The 23,272-nt window shown below is 60.0% G+C and carries 24 protein-coding genes; 14 read left to right on the top strand and 10 right to left on the bottom strand.

The genetic code is table 11. The features are described from left to right. Positions 1-48: 48 nt before the first annotated feature. The 3 genes from AB4Z13_RS30925 (at position 49) to AB4Z13_RS30915 (ending at position 1,710) form a co-directional block, all read left to right on the top strand. Positions 49-447 (top strand): VOC family protein, encoded by a 399-nt coding sequence (locus tag AB4Z13_RS30925; protein ID WP_439014143.1) that lies wholly within the window; start codon positions 49-51, stop codon positions 445-447. A 550-nt stretch (positions 448-997) separates the two neighbouring features. After that, entirely contained in the window at positions 998-1,402 is a 405-nt protein-coding gene (locus tag AB4Z13_RS30920) for a hypothetical protein (RefSeq protein ID WP_439014144.1), read from the top strand. After that, on the top strand, positions 1,378-1,710 hold the full coding sequence (locus tag AB4Z13_RS30915) for a hypothetical protein (protein ID WP_439014145.1): 333 nt from the start codon (positions 1,378-1,380) through the stop codon (positions 1,708-1,710). The genes AB4Z13_RS30920 and AB4Z13_RS30915 overlap by 25 nt, the downstream gene beginning before the upstream one ends. Positions 1,711-1,774: 64 nt before the next feature. Here the strand turns inward: AB4Z13_RS30915 and AB4Z13_RS30910 are convergent, their stop codons facing one another. Then, on the bottom strand, positions 1,775-3,199 hold the full coding sequence (locus AB4Z13_RS30910; RefSeq protein WP_439014146.1) for a DHA2 family efflux MFS transporter permease subunit: 1,425 nt from the start codon (positions 3,197-3,199) through the stop codon (positions 1,775-1,777). Between the two features lie 254 nt (positions 3,200-3,453). On the opposite strand from AB4Z13_RS30910, the gene AB4Z13_RS30905 reads away from it, so the two are divergent. The 3 genes from AB4Z13_RS30905 to AB4Z13_RS30895 all read left to right on the top strand — a co-directional run bounded on the left by AB4Z13_RS30905 (position 3,454) and on the right by AB4Z13_RS30895 (position 6,657). After that, complete coding sequence (locus AB4Z13_RS30905; protein WP_310378659.1) at positions 3,454-4,446, top strand: MBL fold metallo-hydrolase; 993 nt, start codon at positions 3,454-3,456, stop codon at positions 4,444-4,446. A gap of 175 nt (positions 4,447-4,621) precedes the next feature. Continuing rightward, on the top strand, positions 4,622-6,106 hold the full coding sequence (guaB, locus tag AB4Z13_RS30900) for an IMP dehydrogenase (protein WP_310378657.1): 1,485 nt from the start codon (positions 4,622-4,624) through the stop codon (positions 6,104-6,106). 2 nt (positions 6,107-6,108) lie between these two features. After that, the gene (locus AB4Z13_RS30895) at positions 6,109-6,657 is read left to right on the top strand and encodes a hypothetical protein (RefSeq protein WP_439014147.1); all 549 of its coding nucleotides are present in this window, start codon (positions 6,109-6,111) and stop codon (positions 6,655-6,657) included. A gap of 66 nt (positions 6,658-6,723) precedes the next feature. Here AB4Z13_RS30895 and AB4Z13_RS30890 read toward each other — a convergent pair whose 3' ends face one another. Beyond that, positions 6,724-7,641: a LysR family transcriptional regulator gene (locus tag AB4Z13_RS30890; RefSeq protein ID WP_439014148.1), complete on the bottom strand. Its 918-nt coding sequence runs from the start codon at positions 7,639-7,641 to the stop codon at positions 6,724-6,726. Positions 7,642-7,738: 97 nt separating this feature from the next. Here AB4Z13_RS30890 and AB4Z13_RS30885 point away from each other — a divergent pair, with 97 nt between their 5' ends. The 4 genes from AB4Z13_RS30885 to AB4Z13_RS30870 all read left to right on the top strand — a co-directional run bounded on the left by AB4Z13_RS30885 (position 7,739) and on the right by AB4Z13_RS30870 (position 10,921). Further along, on the top strand, positions 7,739-8,512 hold the full coding sequence (locus tag AB4Z13_RS30885; RefSeq protein ID WP_439014149.1) for an SDR family NAD(P)-dependent oxidoreductase: 774 nt from the start codon (positions 7,739-7,741) through the stop codon (positions 8,510-8,512). 100 nt (positions 8,513-8,612) lie between these two features. Next, on the top strand, positions 8,613-9,029 hold the full coding sequence (locus tag AB4Z13_RS30880) for an MAPEG family protein (RefSeq protein ID WP_439014150.1): 417 nt from the start codon (positions 8,613-8,615) through the stop codon (positions 9,027-9,029). A 115-nt stretch (positions 9,030-9,144) separates the two neighbouring features. Further along, positions 9,145-10,020 carry a dienelactone hydrolase family protein gene (locus AB4Z13_RS30875; RefSeq protein WP_439014151.1) on the top strand — a complete coding sequence of 292 codons (876 nt, stop codon included), beginning with the start codon at positions 9,145-9,147 and terminating at the stop codon, positions 10,018-10,020. A gap of 259 nt (positions 10,021-10,279) precedes the next feature. Then, positions 10,280-10,921, top strand: a complete 642-nt coding sequence (locus AB4Z13_RS30870) for a TetR/AcrR family transcriptional regulator (protein ID WP_310378648.1) — start codon at positions 10,280-10,282, stop codon at positions 10,919-10,921. A gap of 6 nt (positions 10,922-10,927) precedes the next feature. Here AB4Z13_RS30870 and AB4Z13_RS30865 read toward each other — a convergent pair whose 3' ends face one another. Further along, positions 10,928-11,887, bottom strand: a complete 960-nt coding sequence (locus tag AB4Z13_RS30865) for a LysR substrate-binding domain-containing protein (RefSeq protein WP_113325684.1) — start codon at positions 11,885-11,887, stop codon at positions 10,928-10,930. 207 nt (positions 11,888-12,094) lie between these two features. On the opposite strand from AB4Z13_RS30865, the gene AB4Z13_RS30860 reads away from it, so the two are divergent. After that, positions 12,095-12,394, top strand: coding sequence for a DUF1127 domain-containing protein (locus AB4Z13_RS30860; RefSeq protein WP_439014153.1), 300 nt, complete (start codon positions 12,095-12,097; stop codon positions 12,392-12,394). A gap of 86 nt (positions 12,395-12,480) precedes the next feature. On the opposite strand, the gene AB4Z13_RS30855 is transcribed toward AB4Z13_RS30860, so the two are convergent. The 5 genes from AB4Z13_RS30855 to AB4Z13_RS30835 form a co-directional block, all read right to left on the bottom strand. Continuing rightward, positions 12,481-13,353, bottom strand: coding sequence for a DUF937 domain-containing protein (locus AB4Z13_RS30855; protein WP_439014154.1), 873 nt, complete (start codon positions 13,351-13,353; stop codon positions 12,481-12,483). A 95-nt stretch (positions 13,354-13,448) separates the two neighbouring features. Beyond that, on the bottom strand, positions 13,449-14,822 hold the full coding sequence (locus AB4Z13_RS30850; RefSeq protein WP_439014155.1) for a glutamate--cysteine ligase: 1,374 nt from the start codon (positions 14,820-14,822) through the stop codon (positions 13,449-13,451). Between the two features lie 144 nt (positions 14,823-14,966). Continuing rightward, entirely contained in the window at positions 14,967-15,704 is a 738-nt protein-coding gene (locus tag AB4Z13_RS30845; RefSeq protein WP_439014156.1) for a 16S rRNA (uracil(1498)-N(3))-methyltransferase, read from the bottom strand. A gap of 14 nt (positions 15,705-15,718) precedes the next feature. Continuing rightward, positions 15,719-17,215: an inorganic phosphate transporter gene (locus AB4Z13_RS30840; protein ID WP_439014157.1), complete on the bottom strand. Its 1,497-nt coding sequence runs from the start codon at positions 17,213-17,215 to the stop codon at positions 15,719-15,721. A gap of 62 nt (positions 17,216-17,277) precedes the next feature. Next, on the bottom strand, positions 17,278-17,790 hold the full coding sequence (locus tag AB4Z13_RS30835) for an NUDIX hydrolase (protein ID WP_439014158.1): 513 nt from the start codon (positions 17,788-17,790) through the stop codon (positions 17,278-17,280). 269 nt (positions 17,791-18,059) lie between these two features. Here AB4Z13_RS30835 and AB4Z13_RS30830 point away from each other — a divergent pair, with 269 nt between their 5' ends. After that, a complete protein-coding gene (locus tag AB4Z13_RS30830) occupies positions 18,060-18,938 on the top strand; it encodes a LysR substrate-binding domain-containing protein (RefSeq protein WP_439014159.1) in 879 nt (292 codons plus the stop codon). 91 nt (positions 18,939-19,029) lie between these two features. Then, positions 19,030-20,187: an adenosylhomocysteinase gene (locus AB4Z13_RS30825; protein WP_439014160.1), complete on the top strand. Its 1,158-nt coding sequence runs from the start codon at positions 19,030-19,032 to the stop codon at positions 20,185-20,187. Positions 20,188-20,308: 121 nt separating this feature from the next. Here the strand turns inward: AB4Z13_RS30825 and AB4Z13_RS30820 are convergent, their stop codons facing one another. Further along, entirely contained in the window at positions 20,309-21,295 is a 987-nt protein-coding gene (locus AB4Z13_RS30820) for a zinc-dependent alcohol dehydrogenase family protein (protein ID WP_439014161.1), read from the bottom strand. Positions 21,296-21,399: 104 nt separating this feature from the next. On the opposite strand from AB4Z13_RS30820, the gene AB4Z13_RS30815 reads away from it, so the two are divergent. After that, complete coding sequence (locus AB4Z13_RS30815; RefSeq protein WP_439014162.1) at positions 21,400-22,251, top strand: LysR family transcriptional regulator; 852 nt, start codon at positions 21,400-21,402, stop codon at positions 22,249-22,251. An 18-nt stretch (positions 22,252-22,269) separates the two neighbouring features. Here the strand turns inward: AB4Z13_RS30815 and AB4Z13_RS30810 are convergent, their stop codons facing one another. After that, complete coding sequence (locus AB4Z13_RS30810) at positions 22,270-23,166, bottom strand: LysR family transcriptional regulator (protein ID WP_439014163.1); 897 nt, start codon at positions 23,164-23,166, stop codon at positions 22,270-22,272. Between the last annotated feature and the right edge of the window lie 106 nt (positions 23,167-23,272).

The raw sequence follows: 23,272 nt of genomic DNA, 5'->3' as shown, positions 1-23,272 counted from the left end.
CCAGTCCTGCGGATGATGATTTCCCAGGACTGGATACCCACCGATCCCATGCTTCTTTACGTTACACTCGGAACCAACGATCTCTATCGCGCCCGGCATTTCTATGATGCCGTTCTGCCGGTGCTCGGCTACCGGCGCCAGCGCTATTCGGAGGAGGAGATCGGCTATGCCGCCGATGGCGACACTCGCTGCCGCTTCTGGGTCGTAACCCCCTTTAACAGGCGCCGGGCCACGAATGGCAACGGCTCCATGGTCGCCTTCGAGGCGGAAACGCGGGCGGCGGTCGATGCCTTCCATGCGGCAGCAATTGCTGCCGGCGCTATCGATGAAGGCGAACCGGGACTGCGCTCCTATCACGCGCATTTCTACGCAGCCTATGTCAGGGATCTCGACGGCAACAAGCTATGCGCCGTCTGCGAGAAGGCGGAAGAACCGCCCTTTGACTGAGCGGCTAGTTTCTTTTTCGCTAAGTTATTGATTGTGAATAAGAAAGTTTGGTGAGACCGTGTGCCGGCAAACATGCGTCTGGCGCATCGTTCCTGACGTTATCAGATGCTTCGAAAAAACTTATTCATTTTCAATGGCTTGGACGAGGTGCTCTCTCTTGCTACCCGCCAGTTCTGGAGGTCCTAACTCTCTTTTTCTCTTCTCACATCAAGAAAAGAGGAAATCCAGTGACGCAACCATGTGGCAAAATATGCCCTAAGTCATTGATTATGAATAAGCGACGGCGGGATCATAACTGCCGGTCTGGCGCTAAATAGCCAATCCTAATGTGCGCTATGAGAATTTAAGGTTGAAACATGCCCGAGATTGTATCGTCCGGTTACCACTACTGGCTTCAAGATCTTGCACGCGAGGTTAGTTTTTTGTTAATTCGTAAAATCCAAAGTTGTGTTATTGAGTATTTTGCATTTCAGTCGCTCACGCATGATGCCGCAAGCCCTTCCGTGTTGAGAATTCCGATGGAGGAAGTTCCGGCACCAGAGGAACGATAATGACCGCGATCTCACCAGCCAACAGTGCGGCACTGCTCATCCTGCAGCAGACGAACGCATCGTTGCTTTCTAATAAGCAGCAAGCCGGGAAATCGGCTGCCGATACAATTGCAGCCATCGCCAACGGCGTTTCCAGTCAAACAAGCGCCGCAAAGACCCAGGCCTCATCGACAATCAACAGCGCGCTGCTCGACGTCAAAGAGAGCAACGACGGAATCGTCTCAAGCGCGATCAATTTCCTGGATTCGGACAACTTCAAAACCAGTGATGCCGGCATTACCGACGTCATCAAGGAACTCATCAACGACGATGGGGACAAATTTGCCTCGCTGGTCAAAGCCGAAAAGGCGAAGAATCCAGCATCAGCGATGACAACGCGATGGCCAACGCCATTCAGCGGCTGATCCGTGACAACAGGTCCAAATTCGGTGACGGCGAATTCGTGATCGGCTTCAAGCTTGGAAGCGGTGGCGCGATCATCTCCAACATCGAAGACAAGAATGGAAATAGCACCAGTAAGACCCTTGCGACCGGATTGAAGACGGCCCAATCCGCACTAATCGATGCTGGGATGATCATCAGCAGGTCGGATGGTAGCAATACGGATGAGCTGAAAATGGCATCCGCGATGCTGAACAACAGCAATTTTGGCAAGGCCTCGAACGACTTGGGGGCTTGGATCGACAAGTGGCGGAATGCGTTTGGCTTTTGAGGCCGATCACCGTCCAGATATCACCGAGGAGGCCCGGATCAAACGTGGATCTGGGCCTTTTGCCTTATTTGACCGGCTGCTGCTCGGCTGCGATCGTCGCGGGTGCCAGGCGCTTGGCGCGGTGGCCGGAGACGGAGGCGCCGGCATCCTTGGCCATGCGGGCAAAGGGGATGGTGGCAAGCACCGTCAGGCCGGCAATCAGGAAGAAAGCGATGTGGAAATCGATGACCTGCAGCTCGGCTCCCCGGAAATAGATGGAGGTTTCCAGGATCGAGGCGGCAAGGGCAACACCGAGCGCCAGGCTGATCTGCTGCATCACCGAGGCCATGGATGTCGCCTGGCTTGCCTGCGCATCGTCGATATCTGCAAAGGCCAGCGCATTGACGCCAGTGAACATGAAGGACCGGGAGAAGCCGCCAAGCAGCAACACACCGATGATGACAAGGTGCGGCGTCTCCGGCGTGAAGAGGCCGGTCACAGCCGTCACGACCGTCGTCACCGCACCGGCGCAAAGAAGCGTGGTGCGGAAGCCGATCGCCTTATAGACGCGCCGTGCGATGAACTTCGTGGTGATTGCCCCGATCGCGCCGGCAAACGTAATGAGGCCTGACTGAAAGGGCGTAAGGCCAAATCCGAGCTGCAGCATCAGCGGCGTCAGAAACGGCATGGCGCCGACACAGATGCGGAACAGCGTGCCGCCGCTCGTCGAAGCGCGGAAGGTCGAATTCTTGAACAGGTTGAGATCGAGGATCGGCGTCGGGTAGCGCCTGGCGTGGCGCACATAGAGCACGCCGCAGATGATGCCGATGGCGGTGGCCGTAATACCGATGATCGGCGGCAGGGCCGGAAGGCTGACGACCGAGAGGCCGAAGACGACGCCTGCAGCCGCAAGGCTGGTCAGGATAAAACCGCTGAAATCGAGCTTCGGCGGAGCCGTCGCCTCTATCTCCGGCAGGTAGATTGTCGCAAGCCACACGCCGATGATGCCGACAGGTACGTTGATCAGGAAGATCCAGTGCCAGCTGAAATAGGTGGTGATGAAGCCGCCGAGTGGCGGGCCAGCAAGCGGGCCGACAAGAGCCGGGATCGTCAGCAGCGCCATGGCGGAGACCAGTTCGCTCTTCTGCGTCGTCCGCACCAGCACCAGACGCCCGACAGGCGTCATCATCGCGCCGCCCATGCCCTGCAGGAAGCGTGCAAAGACGAATTCGATGAGATTGGAGGAGAAGGCGCAGAAGATGGAGCCGACGACGAAAACACAGATCGCCAGCCGGAAGATATTCTTCGCACCGAACCGGTCCGCCATCCAGCCGCTGATCGGAATGAACACCGCAAGCGCCACCATATAAGAGGTCAGCGCCAGTTTCAGCGTGATCGGTCCGACATGCAGATCGGCCGCAATCGCCGGCAGGGCCGTCGCGATTACAGTCGAGTCCATCTGTTCCATGAAGAGAGCAACGGCAAGGATCAGCGGGACAATGCGGTTCATAGGCGAATGCCTTGATGGATGCGGATGGGGCTTGGGAAGCCCGTGCTGTGTAGTCCCAGTTACGGGCTGTGCCAATCCCTCAATCGGTTTCCATTACACGTTTGGATCACGACTGCGTGAGACGACTTGCCCGACACTTTCGCCTCTCAAGATTGACATATGCTTACCCGGCCGGGGCCAGAAATCCTGTATCAATCCGGCTGGAATATCGGGGGTCGTGCGGCGACGCACCGCACAGTGTCGAGGATGGATATATGACGATTTTTCATGGAATAAAGCGACGCGCGCTTTTTGCCGCAGGCCTCGGTCTGCTCGCCGCGCCGGTCATCCTGAGAGGAACGGCCTATGCGGCCGCAACTGGAGAAACAGGCAATATGGAAGTTACCCCGCAGCCGCAGATCAATCAGTTCAAGCTCGGCTCCTTCAAGTTCACTGCCGTCCGCGACGGTTTCAACGTGCTCGAAAAGCCCTATGAGACCTTCGGTTCCAACCAGGACCCGCAAACCGTCCAGGCGCTTCTCGCCGCCAATTTCCTGCCGACCGACAAGTTCGCAAACAGCTATGCACCCGCGGTAGTCGATACGGGTTCCGACGTCATCGTCGTCGATACCGGCTTCGGTGCGGCCGGCCGCGAACGCGGCTTGGGCCATTTCACCGCCGGGCTGAAGGCGGCAGGTTATTCACCTGACGACGTCACCGTCGTGGCCCTGACGCACCTGCACGGGGACCATATTGGCGGTCTGATGGAAGGTGGTGCTCCGGCCTTCAAGAATGCCCGCTATGTCATCGGCCAGGCCGAATACGATTTCTGGTCGGATAAGGCGCGGGAAGGCACGCCTGCCGAAGGCGGCCACAAGGCGGTGCTCGCCAATGTCGTGCCGCTCGCCGAAAAGGCGACCTTCGTCAAGGAAGGTGATACGATTGCGCCCGGTCTGACCGCGATGCTCGCAACCGGCCACACGCCCGGCCACATGGTCTTTCATGTCGAATCCGAGGGCAAGCGGCTGGTCATGACGGGTGATACGGCAAACCATTACATCCTGTCGCTGCAGCGTCCGGACTGGGAGGTGCGTTTCGACATGGACAAGGCGCAGGCAGCCGCAACCCGCAAGAAGGTGTTCGACATGATCGCCACCGAGAAGATCGCCTTCCTTGGCTACCACATGCCGTTCCCGTCAGTCGGTTTTGTCGAAAAGCAGGAGACCGGTTACCGCTTCGTGCCGAAGACCTATCAGTTCGACATTTGAACGAGACGCATGGCTGCCATACCAAGCCCGGCCACGTGCCGGGCTTTTTTGCTATTTCCTTCCTGTCATAGACGTGTTACCAGCCCTCGCCAACTTCCATAAACTCATGCACACCGCCGGTGCGGACGATTCGTACCGGGTGGAACGCATTTTTCTTTCTTGAAGGAATTTGGCCATGGCTCGCATCATTGAAACGCCAACCGGACTCGACGCACTCACCTTCGATGACGTGCTGCTGCAACCCGGTCATTCCGAAGTCCTGCCGGGTCAGACGAGTGTCGCAACGCGCCTCGCACCCGACTTCGAGCTGAATATCCCGATCATATCAGCAGCGATGGACACCGTCACTGAAGGCCGTCTGGCGATTGCGATGGCGCAGGCCGGCGGCCTTGGCGTTATTCACAAGAACCTTACCCCCGTCGAGCAGGCTGAGCAGGTTCGTCAGGTCAAGAAGTTCGAAAGCGGCATGGTCGTCAATCCCGTGACCATCGGCCCGGATGCTACGCTCGCCGATGCCCTGGCGCTGATGAAGATGCACGGCATCTCCGGCATCCCGGTTGTCGAGAAATCCGGCCGCCTCGTTGGCATCGTCACCAACCGCGACGTCCGCTTTGCATCCGACCCGACCCAGAAGATCTACGAACTCATGACCCATCAGAATCTGGTGACGGTCAAGGAAAACGTCGATCAGCAGGAGGCCAAGCGGCTGCTGCACTCTCACCGCATCGAGAAGCTGCTGGTCGTCGATGGTGAGGGCCGTTGCGTCGGCCTGATCACCGTCAAGGATATCGAAAAGGCACAACTGAACCCGAACGCCTCCAAGGATGCGCAGGGCCGCCTGCGTGCTGCCGCTGCCGTCGGCGTCGGTGACGATGGTTTCGAGCGTGCCGAACGGCTGATCGATGCCGGCGTCGACCTGCTCGTCGTCGATACGGCCCATGGTCATTCGGCTCGCGTTCTGGAAGCCGTTGCCCGCGTCAAGAAGCTCTCCAATTCGGTGCGCATCATGGCCGGCAATGTCGCGACCTATGACGGCACCAAGGCGCTGATCGATTCCGGCGCTGACGCCGTCAAGGTCGGTATCGGCCCGGGCTCGATCTGCACGACGCGTGTCGTCGCCGGCGTCGGTGTTCCGCAGCTTGCTGCGATCATGTCGGCGGTCGAGGCGGCGAATGCGCAGGGCATTCCGGTCATCGCCGATGGCGGCATCAAGTTCTCGGGCGACGTGGCAAAGGCCATCGCTTCGGGCGCTTCTGCCGTCATGATCGGCTCGCTGCTTGCCGGTACCGATGAAAGCCCCGGCGAAGTCTATCTCTACCAGGGCCGCTCCTTCAAAGCCTATCGCGGCATGGGCTCCGTCGGTGCTATGGCGCGTGGTTCGGCAGACCGTTACTTCCAGGCGGAAGTGCGCGACACGCTGAAGCTCGTGCCTGAGGGCATCGAGGGACAGGTGCCGTACAAGGGCCCGGTCTCCGGCGTCCTGCATCAGCTCGCGGGCGGCCTCAAGGCTGCCATGGGCTATGTCGGCGGCAAGGACATCAAGGAGTTCCAGGAGCGCGCCACCTTCGTGCGCATCTCCAGCGCCGGCCTGCGTGAAAGTCATCCGCATGATGTGACGATCACCCGCGAAAGCCCGAACTATCCGGGCGTCGGCGTCTAATCATGGAAACGGGCAGCCGGGTTCCGCTCTGGATCATCGCGCTGCTCGCGGCCCTCTGCCTCATCGTCCTCGGCTGGACTACCTTCGGCTACACCGTGCCCTTCCAGCATGAGACGGGGCAGGCGGTGCTCGATACCTATTTTGTAGGCTATGACGAGTCCGCGGTCTTCCATATGCAGACGCTGCTCGATCAGAACGAGACGGCAAGCGGCATTCTCCGGGCCATGTATTTCGGCCCGGAGCTCATCTTTCCGGCTCTGCTGACAGCCCTTCTGTTCGTGATTTTCCTGCGGCTCGGCCCGATAGAGACATGGCGCGGCCGGCAGGCGCCCCACCTGCTCGGCCGGATTACTTACGTCCTGCCCTTCATTTACGGCTTCGCCGATTACGCAGAAAACATCTCAAGCCTTGTTGCCTTCAGCGACAGTGTTGCGGCAGGCTTTGCCGCGCAGATCCTGCCGTGGATGACGAAGCTGAAATTCGCAAGCCTTGCCATCTGCGCCATTCTGATCGTGAGAAGCGCAATTCTCCACCAAACGCGCGAAAACTGAATGCTTGCAGCACTTCCTTTTGCGCAATTCCGGACGCAAAACCGCTGCACATTTTGCTGGAATTGCTTATAGCGGCCAGCGCCACACCGGCTGTGAAAGCTTTGCCGCGAGGAAATCTCCCAGCGCTTCCACTTTCGCCGGCCGGGCACGCGCTGAGGGCGTAACGAAATAAAGGGCGCCCTTTGGCAAGGTCCAGTCCGTCAGGATCGCCTTCAGGCGTCCGTCGCTCAGGTATTCGTAAGCCATGAATTCCGGCAGTTCGACGATGCCGAGGCCGCGCAACGCCATCGGGATCAGTGCTTCCGAATTGGTTGCCCTCAGCGGTCCTGTCGGCACCACGATCTCCTCTTCGCTCGCCTTGTTGCTGAAGCGCCAGACATCCTGCCGCGGCCGGTAGGCGTAACCGAGGCAATGATGGGCCGCGAGGTCTCGCGGGTGCCGTGGACAGCCGTATCTTTCGAGATAGGAGGGGGCTGCGAGAATGAAGGGCGCGACAGGTGTCAGCCGTTTCGCCACGAGGGAGGAATCGGGCAGCACCGCGATGCGCAATGCCGCATCGAAGCCTTCGCCCACGAGATCGACCACCGCATCACTCATATGCATGTCGATGGAGATATCGGGATAGAGCTCGAAGAAATCGGGCAGGATCGGCGCCAGCCATTGCCGCCCGAAGACCATCGGTACGGCGAGACGGATCAGCCCGCGTGGCTGGCTGGAAAGTTCGCGCGCCGCATTCTCGGCCGCCTCCGCCTCAGCATAGATGCGTTGGGCGCGGTCGACGAGCCGCAGCCCGAAATCGGTGAGTGCCAGCTGCCGGGAAGTGCGGTTGAAGAGCCGCGCACCGAGCCGGTCCTCCAGCCGGCTGACCGCCCGCGACACCGTCGGTACGGAAACGCCGAGCGTCTTGGCCGCGCGGGCGAAGGAGCGCTCCTCCGCCACTTTGGCGAACATGGCGAGGCCCTCGAAATCCGGAAAACCCATCATTTCATTCCTGCAATGATATCTTTCATTTCTTTCTATTCAGAAACGAAAGACCCGTCCACATCTTCAGTTCAGTCGAACAGAACAGGAGACGACGACAATGAACCAGACACTGAATGGGACACGGAGACTGAACGGAAAGATCGCGGTCATCACCGGCGCCACGTCGGGCATCGGCCTTGCCACCGCAAAGCGCTTCGCAGCCGAAGGCGCACGCCTCTTCATCACCGGCCGCCGCAAGGAGGTTCTTGATGCGGCTGTCGCCGAGATCGGCGGCAATGTCACCGGCATCCAGGCGGACTCGGCAAAGCTTGCCGATCTCGATCGCCTCTATGAGCAGGTGAAGGCGGAGGCCGGCCGCATTGACGTGCTCTTCGTCAATGCCGGTGGCGGCTCGTTTGCGCCGCTCGGCGCAATCACCGAAGAACAGTATGACGATACCTTTGGGCGCAATGTGAAGGGCGTGCTCTTTACGGTGCAGAAGGCGCTGCCGCTGCTCGGGCAGGGTTCCTCTGTCATCCTGACCGGCTCCACGGCGGGGGTATCGGGCACGCCGGCCTTCAGCGTCTATGCCGCCTCCAAGGCAGCGATCCGCAACTTCTCCCGTAACTGGATCCTCGACCTGAAGGACCGCGGCATCCGCATCAACACGCTGAGCCCTGGTCCGACCGAAACGACAGGCCTCGTTGAGCTCGCGGGCCAGGACAAGGCACAGCAGCAGGGCCTGCTGGACTATATGGCATCACAGGTTCCGATGGGTCGCGTCGGCCGCCCGGAAGAAATCGCCGCAACGGCCCTCTTCCTCGCGACAGAGGATTCGAGCTTCATCACCGGCGCCGAGATCTTCGTCGATGGCGGTATCGCCCAGGTCTGACCCTGAAGACGGCCCGCTCCACGGCGGGCCGTCATGGCTCTGGTATCTGTCCGGTCTTTCCGCTACTGCTCCCGCCGTCGCCGAAGTGAGAGGAATGATGATGACCGGCTTTGAGATGTTCTGGCCTCTGCTTGCCCACGTCCTGTTGGTCTACATCCTTTACGGAGTGCTTGGTCTGCGCCGTGGCAAGGCGGTTCGTGAGGGGCGGATGAAGAAATCCGGCTATCGCGAGAACCGTGACGAACCGCCCGAATGCCTTTTCGTCAAGAACAACCTCGCCAACCAGTTCGAGCTGCCGGTGCTCTTCTATGCCTGCAGCATTCTTCTTTATATCACCGAGGCGGATAATCTGGTGGCCGTCGGGCTTGCCTGGCTTTTCGTCGCCCTGCGGTATGTCCATGCCTATGTGCATATCACCAGCAACGATCTGCGCTATCGCAGCCCGCTTTTTGCCGCCGGTTTTGTCGTGCTGGGAGCCATGTGGGCCTGGCTTGCCGGCTGGATGCTGTTCTCCTGATCCGGGCGATTTCCTCAGATAAGCTGGTAACACAGTTTTGTTCCTGCGTTACCGGCTGCTGACCTAAGTTCCCCCTTACCGATTGGGCACGGGGTGGGAATAGAGGAGGACTGTCATGGAAAAGCCCGTCATTACGCAGGCAATGATCAATGCCTATGATGAATATACGCACCTGACGCTGGATCGCCGCAGCTTCATGGACAAGCTCACGAAGCTTGCCGGCTCGGCAACCGCGGCCGCGGCAATCGCGCCGCTGTTGGCGGCCAACAAGGCAGCCGCCGAGGTCGTCGCCGAAAACGACGATCGCCTGACCGCCCAGGATATTACCTATCCCGGCAGCGGCGGTGACATGAAGGGTTATCTGGTGCAGCCGAAGAATGCGTCCGGCAAGCTCGGCGCCGTCATCGTCATCCATGAGAACCGCGGCCTCAACCCGCATATTCGCGATGTCGCCCGCCGCATGGCGCTCGAAGGTTTCGTAGCGCTCGCGCCCGATTTCCTTTCGCCGCAGGGTGGCACGACTCAGAATGAGGATCAGGCGCGTGACATGTTTAGCAAACTCGATGCGGCCACGACCGTCGCGAACGGCGAGGCGACTGTCGTCTACCTCTCCAAGCTCGAGGCTGCGAACGGCAATGTCGGCGCGATCGGCTTTTGCTGGGGCGGCGGCGCGGTCAACAACCTCGCGGTCAAGTCACCCGAGCTGAAGGCAGGCGTGGCCTATTATGGTGCGCAGCCGCCGGCCTCTGACGTTCCCAAAATCAAGGCGGCGCTGCTGCTCCACTATGCCGGCCTCGACGATCGCATCAATGCCGGCATCGACGCTTACAAGAAGGCGCTAGAGGAGAATGGTAAAAAATTTGAGATCTACGTCTATGAGGGGGTCAACCACGCCTTCAACAACGACACGTCCGCTGCCCGCTATGACAAGGCGGCAGCCGATCTCGCCTGGAGCCGCACGGTCGAATTTCTGAAGCAGAACCTCGCCTGACCAGGCCTGGAGAGTGTGCCGCAAGACGAAAAAGGCAGGGTGACAAGTGCTCAGCCTGCCTTGCTGAATGAAGTGTTAAGACTGACTTTTGCACAGGCCAAAACGGGGCGTAACGCCCCTTTGCCCCTGCGCTCTTGCCATTGCTTAAAATCCGACCATTTCCCTTTACGACGGATGAATACCTGCATGTCATATCCGCCCGACGCGCCGGTATGACACATCATTTCCGCCGCTCAATAACGAGACAGATGGGAACCACATGGGCGCGGACATTTCGGATCGTATTGCTCTTCGCAGGAAGCCGAAACAGGAGCGAAGCATCCAGCGGCTGGATCTCATCCTCAACGCCGCAGCCACCATCATCGCCGAAAAGGGCGTCAGCGCCATGCGGATGACCGAACTTGCCGTCGCCGCAAAAGTTCCGATCGGTTCGGTCTATCAGTATTTCCCGGAAAAGGCGGCGATCGTCAAAGCGCTGTTCGACCGCCATGCGCAGGCGATCCAGCAGAAGACGGCGGAGATGTTCGCGGATGTTCGATCCCTCGATGAAGCGCTCGACCTGATCTCGGCGATGATCGACTGGTATTATGCCGAATACCGCAACGATGCCGCCTATCTCGGCGTCTGGATGGGTACGGAGACGGATCAGGATCTCCTGCGCCTGAACATCGAGCATAGCGGCCAGGTCGCCGAGATCTTCCAGGAGGCCGTGCGCCGTCTGGCGCCGGAATTCTGCGATGAGCAGATGAAAGCGCGCACTTACCTTTTCAGCCACCTGATCGGCGCGGCGATCCGCCTTGCGGTCTTGAGCGAGGATGGCTTTGGCGAGCGCATTCTCGATGAGTGGAAGCGCGTGGTCCGCGCTTCCCTATTTGCTCCGACGTCCGCTTCGGCAGCTTGAGACGACCTACCAGCTCGGCATCATGCTCGCCGCCGCCTTGAGCCGCGGATAGTGACGGGCGTAGCCTGTCTTCCCATCCTGCTCCAGCCCATCTTCGATGACGGTCGGCGTGATATTGTCGAGGCAGGCGGTAATATGTGCCGTAATCGCGTTCATCAGCGACAGCGAAACGCCGGGCCGCTTCATGATGCCGATCTGCACCGGCGGCAGTGCCGGGAAGCCGTCTGCCTGGCTCAAGACCTTCATGCCTGTCCGGAGTGCTGATTCCGGCATGACCGAGACTGCCATGCCGGCGAGCACTGCGGAGGCGACCACGGTGCAGGACCAGCTGGTGAACAGAACCTGATATTCACGCCCGACGGCATCGAGCGCCGAGCAGGCGAGCTGGCGCCACTGGCAGTCGCGCCGGCCGACGGCAAGCGGGACCGGCGCATCGTCGCGGATCGGATGGTTGGCCGAGCTCACCCAGCAGAGCGGTTCCGTCCGCACCACATCCGAAATGCGCTCGCGCGGATTGTGGGTGACAAGCGCGATATCGAGCTCGCCCTTGTGCATGCGTTCGGCAAGGTCGACCGAAGGTTCGCAGACGATATAGAGCTCGACATTCGGATGTGTCTTGGCAAAGCGGCCAATAATCTCCGGCATGTAGCGGTCTGCATAATCATCAGGCGTGCCGATACGCAGCGTGCCTTCCAGCCTGTTGTCGTCGAAGGCGGCGATTGCCTCATTGTTCAGGCGTATGATGCGGCGCGCATAATTGAGCAGCTTTTCGCCCTCGACCGTCAGCCGGTTGCCGCGACCGTCCTTGATGAAGAGCTGCTTGCCGATGCGTTCTTCCAGGCGCCGCATCTGCATGGAAACGGCGGACTGTGTCTTGTAGACCTTGTCGGCCGCCTTGGTGAAACTGCCGGAGTCCACAATTGCGATGAAGGTCTGCAACTGGTCGATATCAAGAGGCGCCGACATGATCTCATCCATCCATAAAGATCTCTGATGCTAATCATTAGAAACATTCGTTGGACTGATCAATAGGTCTTTGGCATCTTCGGGATGCAAATCAAGCAAAGTGAAGGACAGACACCCTGCCTGTCCAACCTGTGACCAGCTTTGCCCTTCCTGCACGACCTCGCAGGCGGGGTGGGCTGTTCTGCGCCCCGAAGAAAGGAGAGTTCGATGCGCACTCATGAACAGACACTAGAACTCGACTGCGGCAAGCTCGCCCCGACGTTCATGCAGCGTCTTATGGCTGGCCTTGCGCCGCTGGCAACCGCCCTTCGCATTGTGCGCAATCGCTCGCAGGTGAATGGGCTGCACGATCTCGATGATAACCAGTTGCGGGATATCGGCCTGACGCGGGCAGATGTCACCTCCGCTTTCCTCGCTTCGACCTTCTTTGAAGATCCGTCGGAGCATCTGACGCAGGCGGCCAAGCGCCGCTGGCGTATTGCGGTCATGCGCCCCTACAGGGACTGAACGCACGCGTTTCCCCGCAGGGTGATAGCCAATAGCCCTGCTGCTTAACCCGGTGATCGGCTTTCCCAAGCCATCTCCGGGTTTTTTTATTTCTTGGCGGTGGGAGCGGGATCTTCGGGGGAGGGCGCGGATTTGGGCCGATAGGCCTCGAAGATGGCTTCAAGGTTCTTCTGATAGCTTTTCTGCACTTCGAGACCGCTGTCGAACATGGCGTTCAGCATCTCAGTATAGCTGTCGCCGGCTTTCGGTTCTTCCTTCGGCGGCTCCGGAGCCTTCGCTGTCGGTTGCTGGAAACCGGCCATCATTTCCTGGAATGCCTTGGCAAAGGGGTTGTCGAGGAAAGGATTGGCAGGCTGCGGCGCCGCTTCCGGTTTCGGCACGCTGAACATCAGCTGCATGGCCTGTGTGAACGGATTATCGAAAATGCTGGGCTCGGGTGCTGCCTTCGGCTTCGGCGCAAAACCGGTGCTCTCAAGCCATTGCTGGATCGTCTCGCCCATGGCGGTATTGACGAAGGGATTGACCGGTGTCGCCATCTGCCCCATCGATTGCTTAAACAACCCGCCCATCAGCGTGCCCGCCATGACCGGCAGCATCTGCTTGTAGATTTCCTGGCCGATGCCGGTCATCTGCGCCGCCTGCGCGGCAATGGCGCGCGAGACCTCTTTGGAGCCGAAAAGCTGGGCGAGGATATTGTTGCCGTCGGAAATGCCTTCAGGGGTAAAGGCCCTGTTCATGTCCTCGAAATATTTGGCATAATTGCCCGACGCCACGGCCTGCATAAGGCCGACGAAATCATAAGGGTTGCTGGTGCTGCGCTTGAGGCCGGCGGAAAAGGCCGGCGTCAGTGCGGCCATCGCCTTTGTTGCCTGTTCCTGCGCGAGGTTGAACTGCTTGGCAACGGCGTCCATCGCCGCCCCGTTCTGCGCCTGCATCATCATGTCGAAGAGTGGCAGCATGAAAGTCCCTTTCCCGGAATAGCGGCGCATATTCGCGCCACTATAGCTCGAAATGGGATTGCGCAAACGGCTTTTTGGAAGGGGCGGCTTGCCTCTTAGTATTGATATTCCTGGAAGACCGGCTCGACCGAGCCGTTCCAGCGGCCGTGATAGAGCGCCAGCAGATCCTCTGCGAGCGTCGCCTTCTTGGCCAGAACCTCGTCGAGTGGTGCCAGGAAGATGCTCTCGTCGACGCCGTCGCCATTCAGCCTGTTGCGTGCTTTCAGGCCGGCGCGGGAAATATTGACGACCTCGCGCGCCGTGTCGATCAGCGCATGTCCGCGGAACTCGGCCTTGAGACCTTCTTCCGGCACCGCGTTGCGCAGCGTATTCACTTCTGCAAAACCCCAGTCCTTGGTCAGTTCGTCGGCGGCTTGGAGAGCGGCGTCATCATAGAGCAGGCCGACCCAGAAGGCCGGCAGGGCACAGATGCGCCGCCACGGCCCGCCATCCGCGCCGCGCATTTCCAGGAAGCGCTTCAGGCGCACATCTGGGAAGAGCGTCGAAAGATGATTCGTCCAGTCGCCCATCGTCGGCTCATAGGCGGCGATCTCGCCTTTCAGCGCGCCGTTCATGAACTGGCGGAATGTGACGTGGGTCGCCCTGTGATAGTGCCCGTCGCGCATGACGAAATACATGGGTACGTCGAGCGCCCATTCGGCATAGTCCTTGAAGCCGAAATCGTCGCGGAAGGTGAAGTCCAGGAGCCCGCTGCGCCTGTTGTCGACGTCGCGCCAGACATCGCCGCGCCAGGAGAGCATGCCGTTCGGCTTGCCTTCGGTGAAAGGAGAGGAGGCGAAGAGCGCGGTCGCCAGCGACTGCAGCTTCATCGAGACGCGCATCTTGCGGCGCATATCGTCTTCCGAGGAGAAATCGAGGTTCACCTGGATCGTACAGGTGCGATACATCATGTCGAGACCACGGGTGCCGACCTCAGGCATGTAGCTGGTCATGATTTCGTAGCGCGACTTCGGCATATGCGGGGTTTCCGCATAGGTCCATTTCGGGCTGCCGCCGATGCCGAGGAAACCGATGCCCATGGGCTCTGCGATCTCGCGCACTTGCGCCAGATGCTGGTTGGATTCCTTGCAGGTCTGGTGAATGTTTTCAAGCGGTGCGCCCGAGAGCTCGAACTGGCCGCCGGGCTCGATCGAGATGGCACCCATGCCGCTCTGCTCGCCAAGACCGATGATATTGTCGCCGTCCGTGATCGGCTCCCAGCCGCTCTTGGCCTGCAGGCCCTTCAGCAGCGCCGAAATGCTGGCTTCGCCGAAATAGGGAACCGGGCTGTTGTCTTTGCGGAAGAACACGAACTTCTCATGTTCCGTGCCGATGCGGAACCGGTCCTTCGGCTTATTGCCGGCGGCAAGATAGTCGGTCAGCTCCTGAACCGAAGAGATCGGCGTCTGGTCGGTGGTGTCGCGAGCCATGAAAGTACCTGTATTCGGGAAGGCGCCGGGGCCGGGGCAATTGGAAGGGTGATTAGTGCCCAAGCCAGCTAAGTTGCAAGTGAAATTGTTTCAACAGGTCATCAAAAAAATAGCAGCACTTTCCTTTCAATCGGCCTTCGGCAGTTAATTCCAGTCGCCGATGGCAGCCTGTATCACGGCCATAGCTGCGACCGCTGCCGTGTCGGCGCGCAGGATGCGCGGCCCGAGGGGGATAGCGGTCACGAAATCGAGGCTGTGCAGGCGCGTTCGTTCCTCCTCCGAAAAGCCGCCTTCAGGGCCGACCAGCAGCGCAATCTTCCGTTCGGTCACTTTGGAAAGCAGCGGCAGCGGGTTCTGCCCCGCGTCGCCCTCATCGCAATAGATGATGCGCCGGTCCGCAGGCCAGCGGTCGAGCAGATCGGCAAGCCGCACGGGCTCGGCCACATCGGGAATGCCGAGGATGCCGCACTGTTCCGCCGCTTCGATGACATTGGCGCGGATCTTGTCGAGATTGGTGATCTTGCCTTGCACATGCTGAGTCATGACCGGCTGCAAAAAGCCGGCGCCCATTTCCACCGCCTTCTGCACCAGATAATCCATGCGGCCGACCTTCAGCGGCGCAAAGAGATAGTGCAGGTCGGATGGGGCAGGCTGCGGCCTCGTCTCTTCCGTCGCCGTGAGCAGGATGCGCTTGCGGGTGGGGAAGGTGAGGCTCGCCTTCCATTCGCCGTCGCGGCCGTTGAAGAGCAGAATTTCCGCACCCTCGTCCATACGCAGGACATTGGCGAGATAGTTGAACTGCTCCGAATTGGCCTCGACGGCGGCACCTGTTGACAAGGGAGCATTGATGAAAAGCCGCTGCATGCGGAAATTGGCGCGCATCTTAAGACCCTGACTCACATGAAGAGCGCGAACATAGCCCAATAAATCACCGCCGCAAGCGCGGCCGAGACCGGCACTGTAATGACCCACGCCCCGACGATCGTCATGAAATGCGACCGGCGAACCAGATAACGCCGTCGGGCTTCATGAACGTTCGGCTCCGGCTCGTCGATCTCGAAGCTTTCAGTCTTGCGGCGTATGAATTCGATACGGCGCTTCGAATTGCGCGTGTACCACTCGCGGAAAAAGCCGACGCCGAACACCGAGCCGACGGCGATATGGGTGGTGCTGACCGGCAGGCCGAGCCAGGAGGCGACGATGACCGTGAAGGCGGTCGAGAGCGCTACACAATAGGCGCGGGTCGGATTGAGCTTGGTGATCTCCTCACCGACGAGCCGGATAAGGCGCGGCCCGAAAAGCAGAAGGCCGACCGAGATTCCAAAGGCGCCGATCAGCATCACCCAGAGCGGCGGGTGGCCGATCATGCCGTTGTCGGCAATACCGGCAGAGTGAACGATCGCCGAAAGCGGACCGACCGCATTGGAGACATCGTTTGCGCCATGTGCGAAAGAGAGCAGGGCGGCCGAGCCGATCAGCGGAAAGTGGAACAGTGTGCGAAGCGAGCTGTTGCGGTTTTCGAGGTTCTCTGCCTGCCGCAGGATGACCGGCCGCACCACGAGCCAGCTGACGAGACCGATCCCGATGCCGATCAGGAGGATCGTCAGCGATGAGTACCGACCCCGCGGTGCGAGCTGCAGCACCATATAGGCCATGAAACCGCCGGCCATCACGGCGATCATGATGGGAACCCATTGCCTGGCGGCGGCGATCTTGTCCTCGCGATAGACGATGAGGGTCTTGACCAGATAGAGGAGCCCCGCGGCGACCAGCCCGCCGATCAACGGCGAGGTTATCCAGCTCGCGGTGATTTCCAGCATGACCCGCCAATTGACCGGCTCGAATCCGACCGCTCCCACGCCGGCACCGATCACAGCGCCGACGATCGCATGCGTCGTCGAAACCGGCGCATTCATCCAGGTGGCGAGGTTGATCCAGAGTGCGGCAGCCGTGAGCGCCGCCATCATGATCCAGCCGAGTGTTGCCGGCGGGACCTGAACCGTATCGACGATACTGGACGAAATCGTCTTGACGACCTCGCCACCGGCAATCGTCGCGCCCAGCACCTCGAAGATCGCGGCGATGATGAGTGCCTGTTTCATGGTGATGGCGCGTGCACCAACCGCTGCGCCCACATTGTTGGTCACGTCGTTGGCGCCGATATTCATCGCCATGTAGGCGGCAAGTGCTGCAGCCGCAATCACCAGCACCGCGCCGGGCCTGTCGAACACATAGACGCCGGCAAAAAGCATCGCCAGGCCGAGAAAGATCAAGCCAAGCCCGGGCGCCACCAGCCGTCGCGAGACATATTTGGCCGCATCCTCGACATGGGTGACCTTGTCGAGATCCTTATCAAGCGTGCGTTTCGTAAGGATGGTGTTGCGTTGCGGCATTCTGTTTCCTGGCTAAATCCTGCTTTTGCGCCGCCTTTTCTAGCGGCACAAGATGGCAAGACTTATTCAGCCGGAATTTGCTTCGGAATGCCGCTGGAAAGCTTTTCAGCCATGCGCCGTTTAAAGGCGAGGAACAGGTTACGCAGTTCGGCTTCCTGGACGCGCTTGACCGCTTCGTCGCAGGAAACCCACTCGACGGTTCGCTCGCCCTTTTCTTTGAAATTCTTCGCCACACCAGTTACTTCGAGGGCATAGACCTGAACCTTGCAGGTCACCTTCATGCCGTCGCGCAAAACCTTGGCGTAGGTATAGTCGCCGAGCGTTTCGGTTTCCACCGTGCCGCGTACGCCAGCCTCTTCCAGGGCTTCCTGCGCCGCAACTTCATAGGCACATTTGCGGTTCATCGGCCAGCCCTTGGGGATCACCCACCGCCCGGTATCGCGGCTGGTCATCAGCAGAACCTCAAGCTCACCCGTCTTCTTTTTGACCCGATAACAGAGCGCAGCATACTGCTGTCGCGGCGGACGCCGAAACATGAGTTGCACATCAGAAGCCAGGCGGGCAAGAAGGGTCAATTGTCGGGTCACCTTTACGATCGTTAAGCTGAGTCGTTGTTATATTAGTATGATATGAAAAGCTTGCGCGATCCATACGTGCAAAACGGACCGAAAAACTATTTTATCCACTGTACATAGGAAAAATCGAGGCCAGGCAGGTTCGGAAATTCCGCCATTTCCTGTCTCGAATGCGTCGTCTTGCACAGCTGTACAATATGGCCCGACCTTGTTTTTCATTCAATGGCGAGATCTTCTGATCCACCGTGATTTTCTGCAGTGTGGTAACCATGCGACTCCCACCCCTCAACGCGATCCGCGCCTTTGAAGCTGTCTGTCGTCACGGCAGCATTTTGAAGGCGGCCGAAGAGCTGGGCGTGGTGCGCGGCGCCGTGCGCCAGCAGATATCGACGCTCGAAGATCACCTCGGCAGCAAGCTCTTCGTGCGTGACGGCCGCAAGTTGGTTCCGACCGAGAAGGCAAGCGCCTTTGCCGAGGCCGCCGGTGCTGCCCTGACCATATTGAAACGCGCCGCCGATGAATTCGAAGAGGCGGCCAGGCAGCGCATCCGCCTTGGCGTGCCGTCGGCTTTCGCCATCTGGTGGCTGATGCCGCGAGCGGCCGACATGCAGGCAAGCCTTGGCGATATCGAGGTCGATATCGTGCCGATGACGGTAGTCGAGCCCTTGTCACAACATCCGGATTTCGATGCCGTGATCATGGGCGGCGAGATCAGATCTTCTGCCGGTATCACCGAGACACGCTTCATGGAGGATGAATTCGGCCCGGTTGCAGCGCCCGCAATAGCCGGCAGACTTGCAGGCGATACCGCGGCCTTGGCGGAAGTAAACATCCTTGTCAGTCGCAGCGCGCCAAAACTCTGGACAGAATGGTTTGCAGAAAGCGGTACGCCCCCTGTTTCCTTTTCCCGTCTTCGGGAATTTGAGGATCTTCTTCTGGCAGTGGGCGCTGCCCGCGCGGGCCTCGGCATTGCGCTGGCGCCGAAGGCTTCGATCGAGGACGATCTCGCCCGCGGCATTCTGGCCGCCCCTTATGGCTTCATCCGCCGGCCGGCTGGCTACAGCCTCTGCTGCCGGACATCAGATGCGAAACGGCCAGCCTTCGCGGCGCTCCGCAACTGGCTGCTGCGCTCGGGCGGCGCGTCCTGAAAGGGCAGTTTTTCTGCCCTTTCATCAGAAATATCTCCATGCCCGCCCTATCTTTGCCTCGCTAGAACAGAGGGGAACGAAAGGGCATGAGATGGAAAAACCTGCGACACGCATAGACTGGATCGGCAATAGCTGCCGCCTGCTGAAGGCAACGGCTGCGGAATTCGAAAAGACGCGCCCGTTTGCCGGTCTTTCGATCGGCACCGGCATCCATCTGGAACCGAAGACGGTCGCTCTGCTGATGACTCTGCGGGCCGGTGGAGCACGCCTGATCTGCACCGGCAACCTGAACAGTACACAGCCGGCAACCGTGGAATTCCTGCGCGCGCGGGGCATCACTGTCTTCGCAACCCAGACGACTGATCCCGTCGCCCATCACCGGAACCTTGAAGCCGTCGTTGCTGAAAAGCCCGATCTCTTGCTGGACAATGGTGGTGATCTCTTCGCGATCGCAGCCGACAAGCCCTATGCCAATCTGCTCGGCGGCACGGAAGAAACGACCTCCGGCCGGACCCGCCTGCTGCCGATGCGCGACAAGCTGGCAATGCCGATCCTCGTCATCAATGACAGCCCGATCAAGCAGTTTGCCGAAAACAGGCATGCCGTCGGCCAGAGCCTGTTCGAAAGCTACATGCGCTTCACCAACCGCTCCACCAATGGCAAGCGTGTGACCGTCTTCGGTTACGGCGCCTGTGGCAAGGGCACGGCCGCCGCCTTCCGCAACGCCTTCTCGACGGTAAGCGTCGTCGATATCGATCCTGTTACCAGCCTGGAGGCGCATCTCGACGGCTTCATCACGCCGCTCCGCGAACAGGCGATCCGCTCGGCGGACGTGATCGCCACTGTCACGGGTTTTCCCGGCATTGTCACTGTCACCGATCTGCCGCTGATCAAGGACGGTGCGATCCTCATGAACGGGGGGCATTTCCCGCATGAGATCGATGTCGCAGCCTTCCGCAGCCATCCCGATGTCGTTGATATCGATCGGTACGAGGCCGATTTTATCGAGACCTTCCACCTGAAGGACGGTCGGTCCTTCCACGTGCTCGGCGGCGGTCATATGGCCAATCTCGCCGGCCCACGCCCGCTCGGCAACTCTGTCGAATCCATGGACCTCGGCTTCACCCTGCAGGCCCGCTGCCTGGAGCGGGTCGCAAAGCGCAGTGTCGGCGCCGAATCCTGCATCGTGCCGGTGCCCGCGGATATCGACGCAATGGTCGCGAGCGCCTATCTTGATCTGGCGCGCTAAAGCAGTTCAGCAAAAGTGTGTAGCGGTTTTGCGTGTGGAATTGCGTAAGCAAGAAAGCAATTCCAGTGAAAGTGCGTAGCGGTTTTGCGTCCGCAATTGCGGGAAACGAACAGACAGAGCGTCAGATTTCCACGACGACCTTGCCTTCGGCCTGACGGCTTTCGAGCAGCCGATAGGCTTCTCCCACGTCTGCGAGCGAAAACTGCCGCGGATCGAGATTTGGCATCAGCATTCCGGCTTCGACACGCTGTGCGACCTGCTTGAGGATTTCGCCATGGTGGGCGCGGTCTTCGCCGGTCAGCAGCGGTGCCAGCGTGAAGACGCCGGAATAGCTGGCGCCCTTGAAGGAAAGCGGCGCCAGCGAATGCGTGCCCCAGCCGAGGCTGCTGACAACATGGCCGAACTTGGCGACGGCCTGGAAGGCATCATCGAGGCCCCTTCCGCCGATCGTATCGTAGACGATGTCGAATCCTTTCCCGTCGGTATATCGGGCGACAAAATCTTCGGTCGTCTCCTTCGTATAGTCGATCGGCGTTGCACCAATACTGAGGATGTATGCGGCCTTCGAACTGCTATCGACGGCATAGACCTCGGCACCGGCAGCGACTGCCATCTGCACAGCGATATGGCCGACGCCGCCACCACCACCGATGACCAGCACCTTCTGCCCGGCCTTCACCTGAGTGCGTTCTTCCAGACCTTCCCAGGCGGTGATGGCGATCAACGGCAGGGCGGCCGCCTGGCGCAGGGTGAGATTGCGCGGCTTCAGCGCAATGAGATCGGCATCGACGGCGGCAAATTCCGCCAGCGATCCCTGCAACCCGCCGACGCCACCCGTCATGCCATAGATTTCGTCACCGACGCGAAAACTGGTCACGCCAGGGCCAACCGCCTCGACGATCCCTGCCATGTCGATGCCGAGAATGGCGGGCAGGGGATGGCGTGCATGGGCGGCCTCGCCGGCCCGGATCTTCGTATCCAGCGGATTGAGCGCAGTGGCCTTGATGCGCACGAGAATCTGACCGCCTTCCGCGACGGGCTTTGCAATATCGGCAATGGTGAATTCGGCATTCTGCGCTTCGACAAGCGCTGCTTTCATGCTGCTCATGGAACTTCTCCTTGATCTGTTGGACGCAGAATGCCGCGTTGAATTCTGAATGAAAATCAAAGATAACGCATGTAGGTCATGCATTTTTGTTTGAGGCTAAACCCTTGGAATGGAGCGATCTCAAACTCTTTCTCGCCATCGCGCGGCTCGGAACGCTGGGTGCTGCCGCCCGCAGCCTCGGCCTGACGCAGCCGACCATGGGCCGGCGGCTGCGTGCACTCGAAGTCTCGTTCGGCCAGACGCTCTTTCAGCGTACCGCCGATGGCTTCATCCTGACGGATGAGGGTACGACCGTCTTTGCCCATGCAGAACGTATCGAAGAGGAAGCGCTCGGCCTGGAGCGCGAGCTTGCCGGCCAGAACAAGCAGCTCGACGGCCTGCTGCGCCTGTCCTCGTCCGACTGGTTCGGCGCGCATGTGCTTTCACCGGTCTTGGCGGAGTTCTCGGCCGCCTATCCGAAAGTCGTCATCGAACTCCTGACCGACAGCCGCCTCATGAGCCTCGCGCGCCGCGAGGCCGATATCGTCTTCCGCATCGCCCCATTCACCGAGACGGAGGTCATATCCCGCAAGCTGCTGCATATCGATTACCGCCTCTATATCCGCCGCGGCCTGCCACATCCCGAGGCCGGTGATGGGGCCGGCGCCCGTCTCGTCACCATGGATGAGGCCTTCGGCGGCATGCCCGATGTCGGCTGGCTGAAGCGTCTGCTGCCGAAGGCTGATATCGCCATGCGCAGCAATAACAGAGATGTGCAGGCGACCCTCTGCGCCAACGGCGCCGGCCTTGCCGTCCTGCCGTGCCCGCTCGGCGATGCCATTCCAGCCATCGAGCCCGTCGATCTCGGCGAAGCGCCGCCCGGCCGCGATACCTGGGTCGGCTATCACCGCGATATGAAACGGCTGGCGCGGCTTCGGGCGCTGCTCGATCTCGTCATCGAGCAGCTGGCGGATTAGTCGCCTGCTCGCCCGAGCTCAGCGCTCCCAGTAGGGAACAGGGCCGTAGAGCTCGGCCAGAAAATCGATGAACAACCGAACCTTGGCCGGCAGAAACTGCCGGCTTGGGTAGACCGCCGAGAGCGTAACGTTGTGCGAACCCTCGTAGGCCGGCAGCACCTGCACGAGCTTGCCGTTCTTCAGCTCTTCGCCGATGTCCCAGGTGGAACGCAGCGCAATGCCGAGGCCGGCAATGACTGTTTCGCGGATCACCTCACTGGAATTGGTGATCAGCATGCCTTCGGGCCGCAGGCTGAAGGCCCCATCCGGCCCGTCCAGCCGCCAGACATCATTGTTATGGGCCGGCAGACAGCGGTGCTGCTTCAACTCTTCGATATATTTGGGCATGCCATTGGCAGCAACATAATCGGGCGAGGCGCAGAGCAACCGACGCACAGGCGCCAGCCGGCGGGCGACAAGGCTGGAATCGGTGAGTTCCGCGATCCGGATGGCGAGATCGAAGCCGCCGCCGACGATATCGCTGAACTCGTCGGTCAGCACCAGATTGATCGCCAGCTCCGGATGCGCCTCCATGAAAGCCTTGAGATGCGGGGCGATATGCATGCGGCCGAAGGAGGTAGGCGCCGAGATCTTCAGCGTGCCGTGCATCTGCGCCGAACGCCCGGAAATATAGAATTCCGCCTCCTCGAGCCCTGCCAGGATGCCGAGAACGCGATCGTAAAAACCCTGGCCGGATTCGGTGAGCGAAATCTGCCTTGTCGTGCGCTGCAGGAGCCGCGTGCCGAGCCGGTCCTCCAGCCGCTTGATGCGCTTGGAGACGACGGCAGGGGAAAAGCCGAGCGCGCGGCCGGCGAGCGACATGCTGCCGGTTGAAACGACCTTGGCAAAGATTTCGAGATCACCCAGATTGGTCATAAGCTTTTATAACTTTTTCCCTTTTGGCATAAGTGCTTAACATTTGCGCCGGTTTCGGGAAAGTGCTAAGCCGAAAGAACCGGTTACAAGGAGGATTTGTCACCGG

Origin of the sequence: Rhizobium sp. YAF28 (genome assembly GCF_052113285.1) — a bacterium.
In the GTDB taxonomy this organism is placed as follows: domain Bacteria; phylum Pseudomonadota; class Alphaproteobacteria; order Rhizobiales; family Rhizobiaceae; genus Rhizobium.
This window is presented reverse-complemented; position numbering and strand designations above follow the sequence as displayed.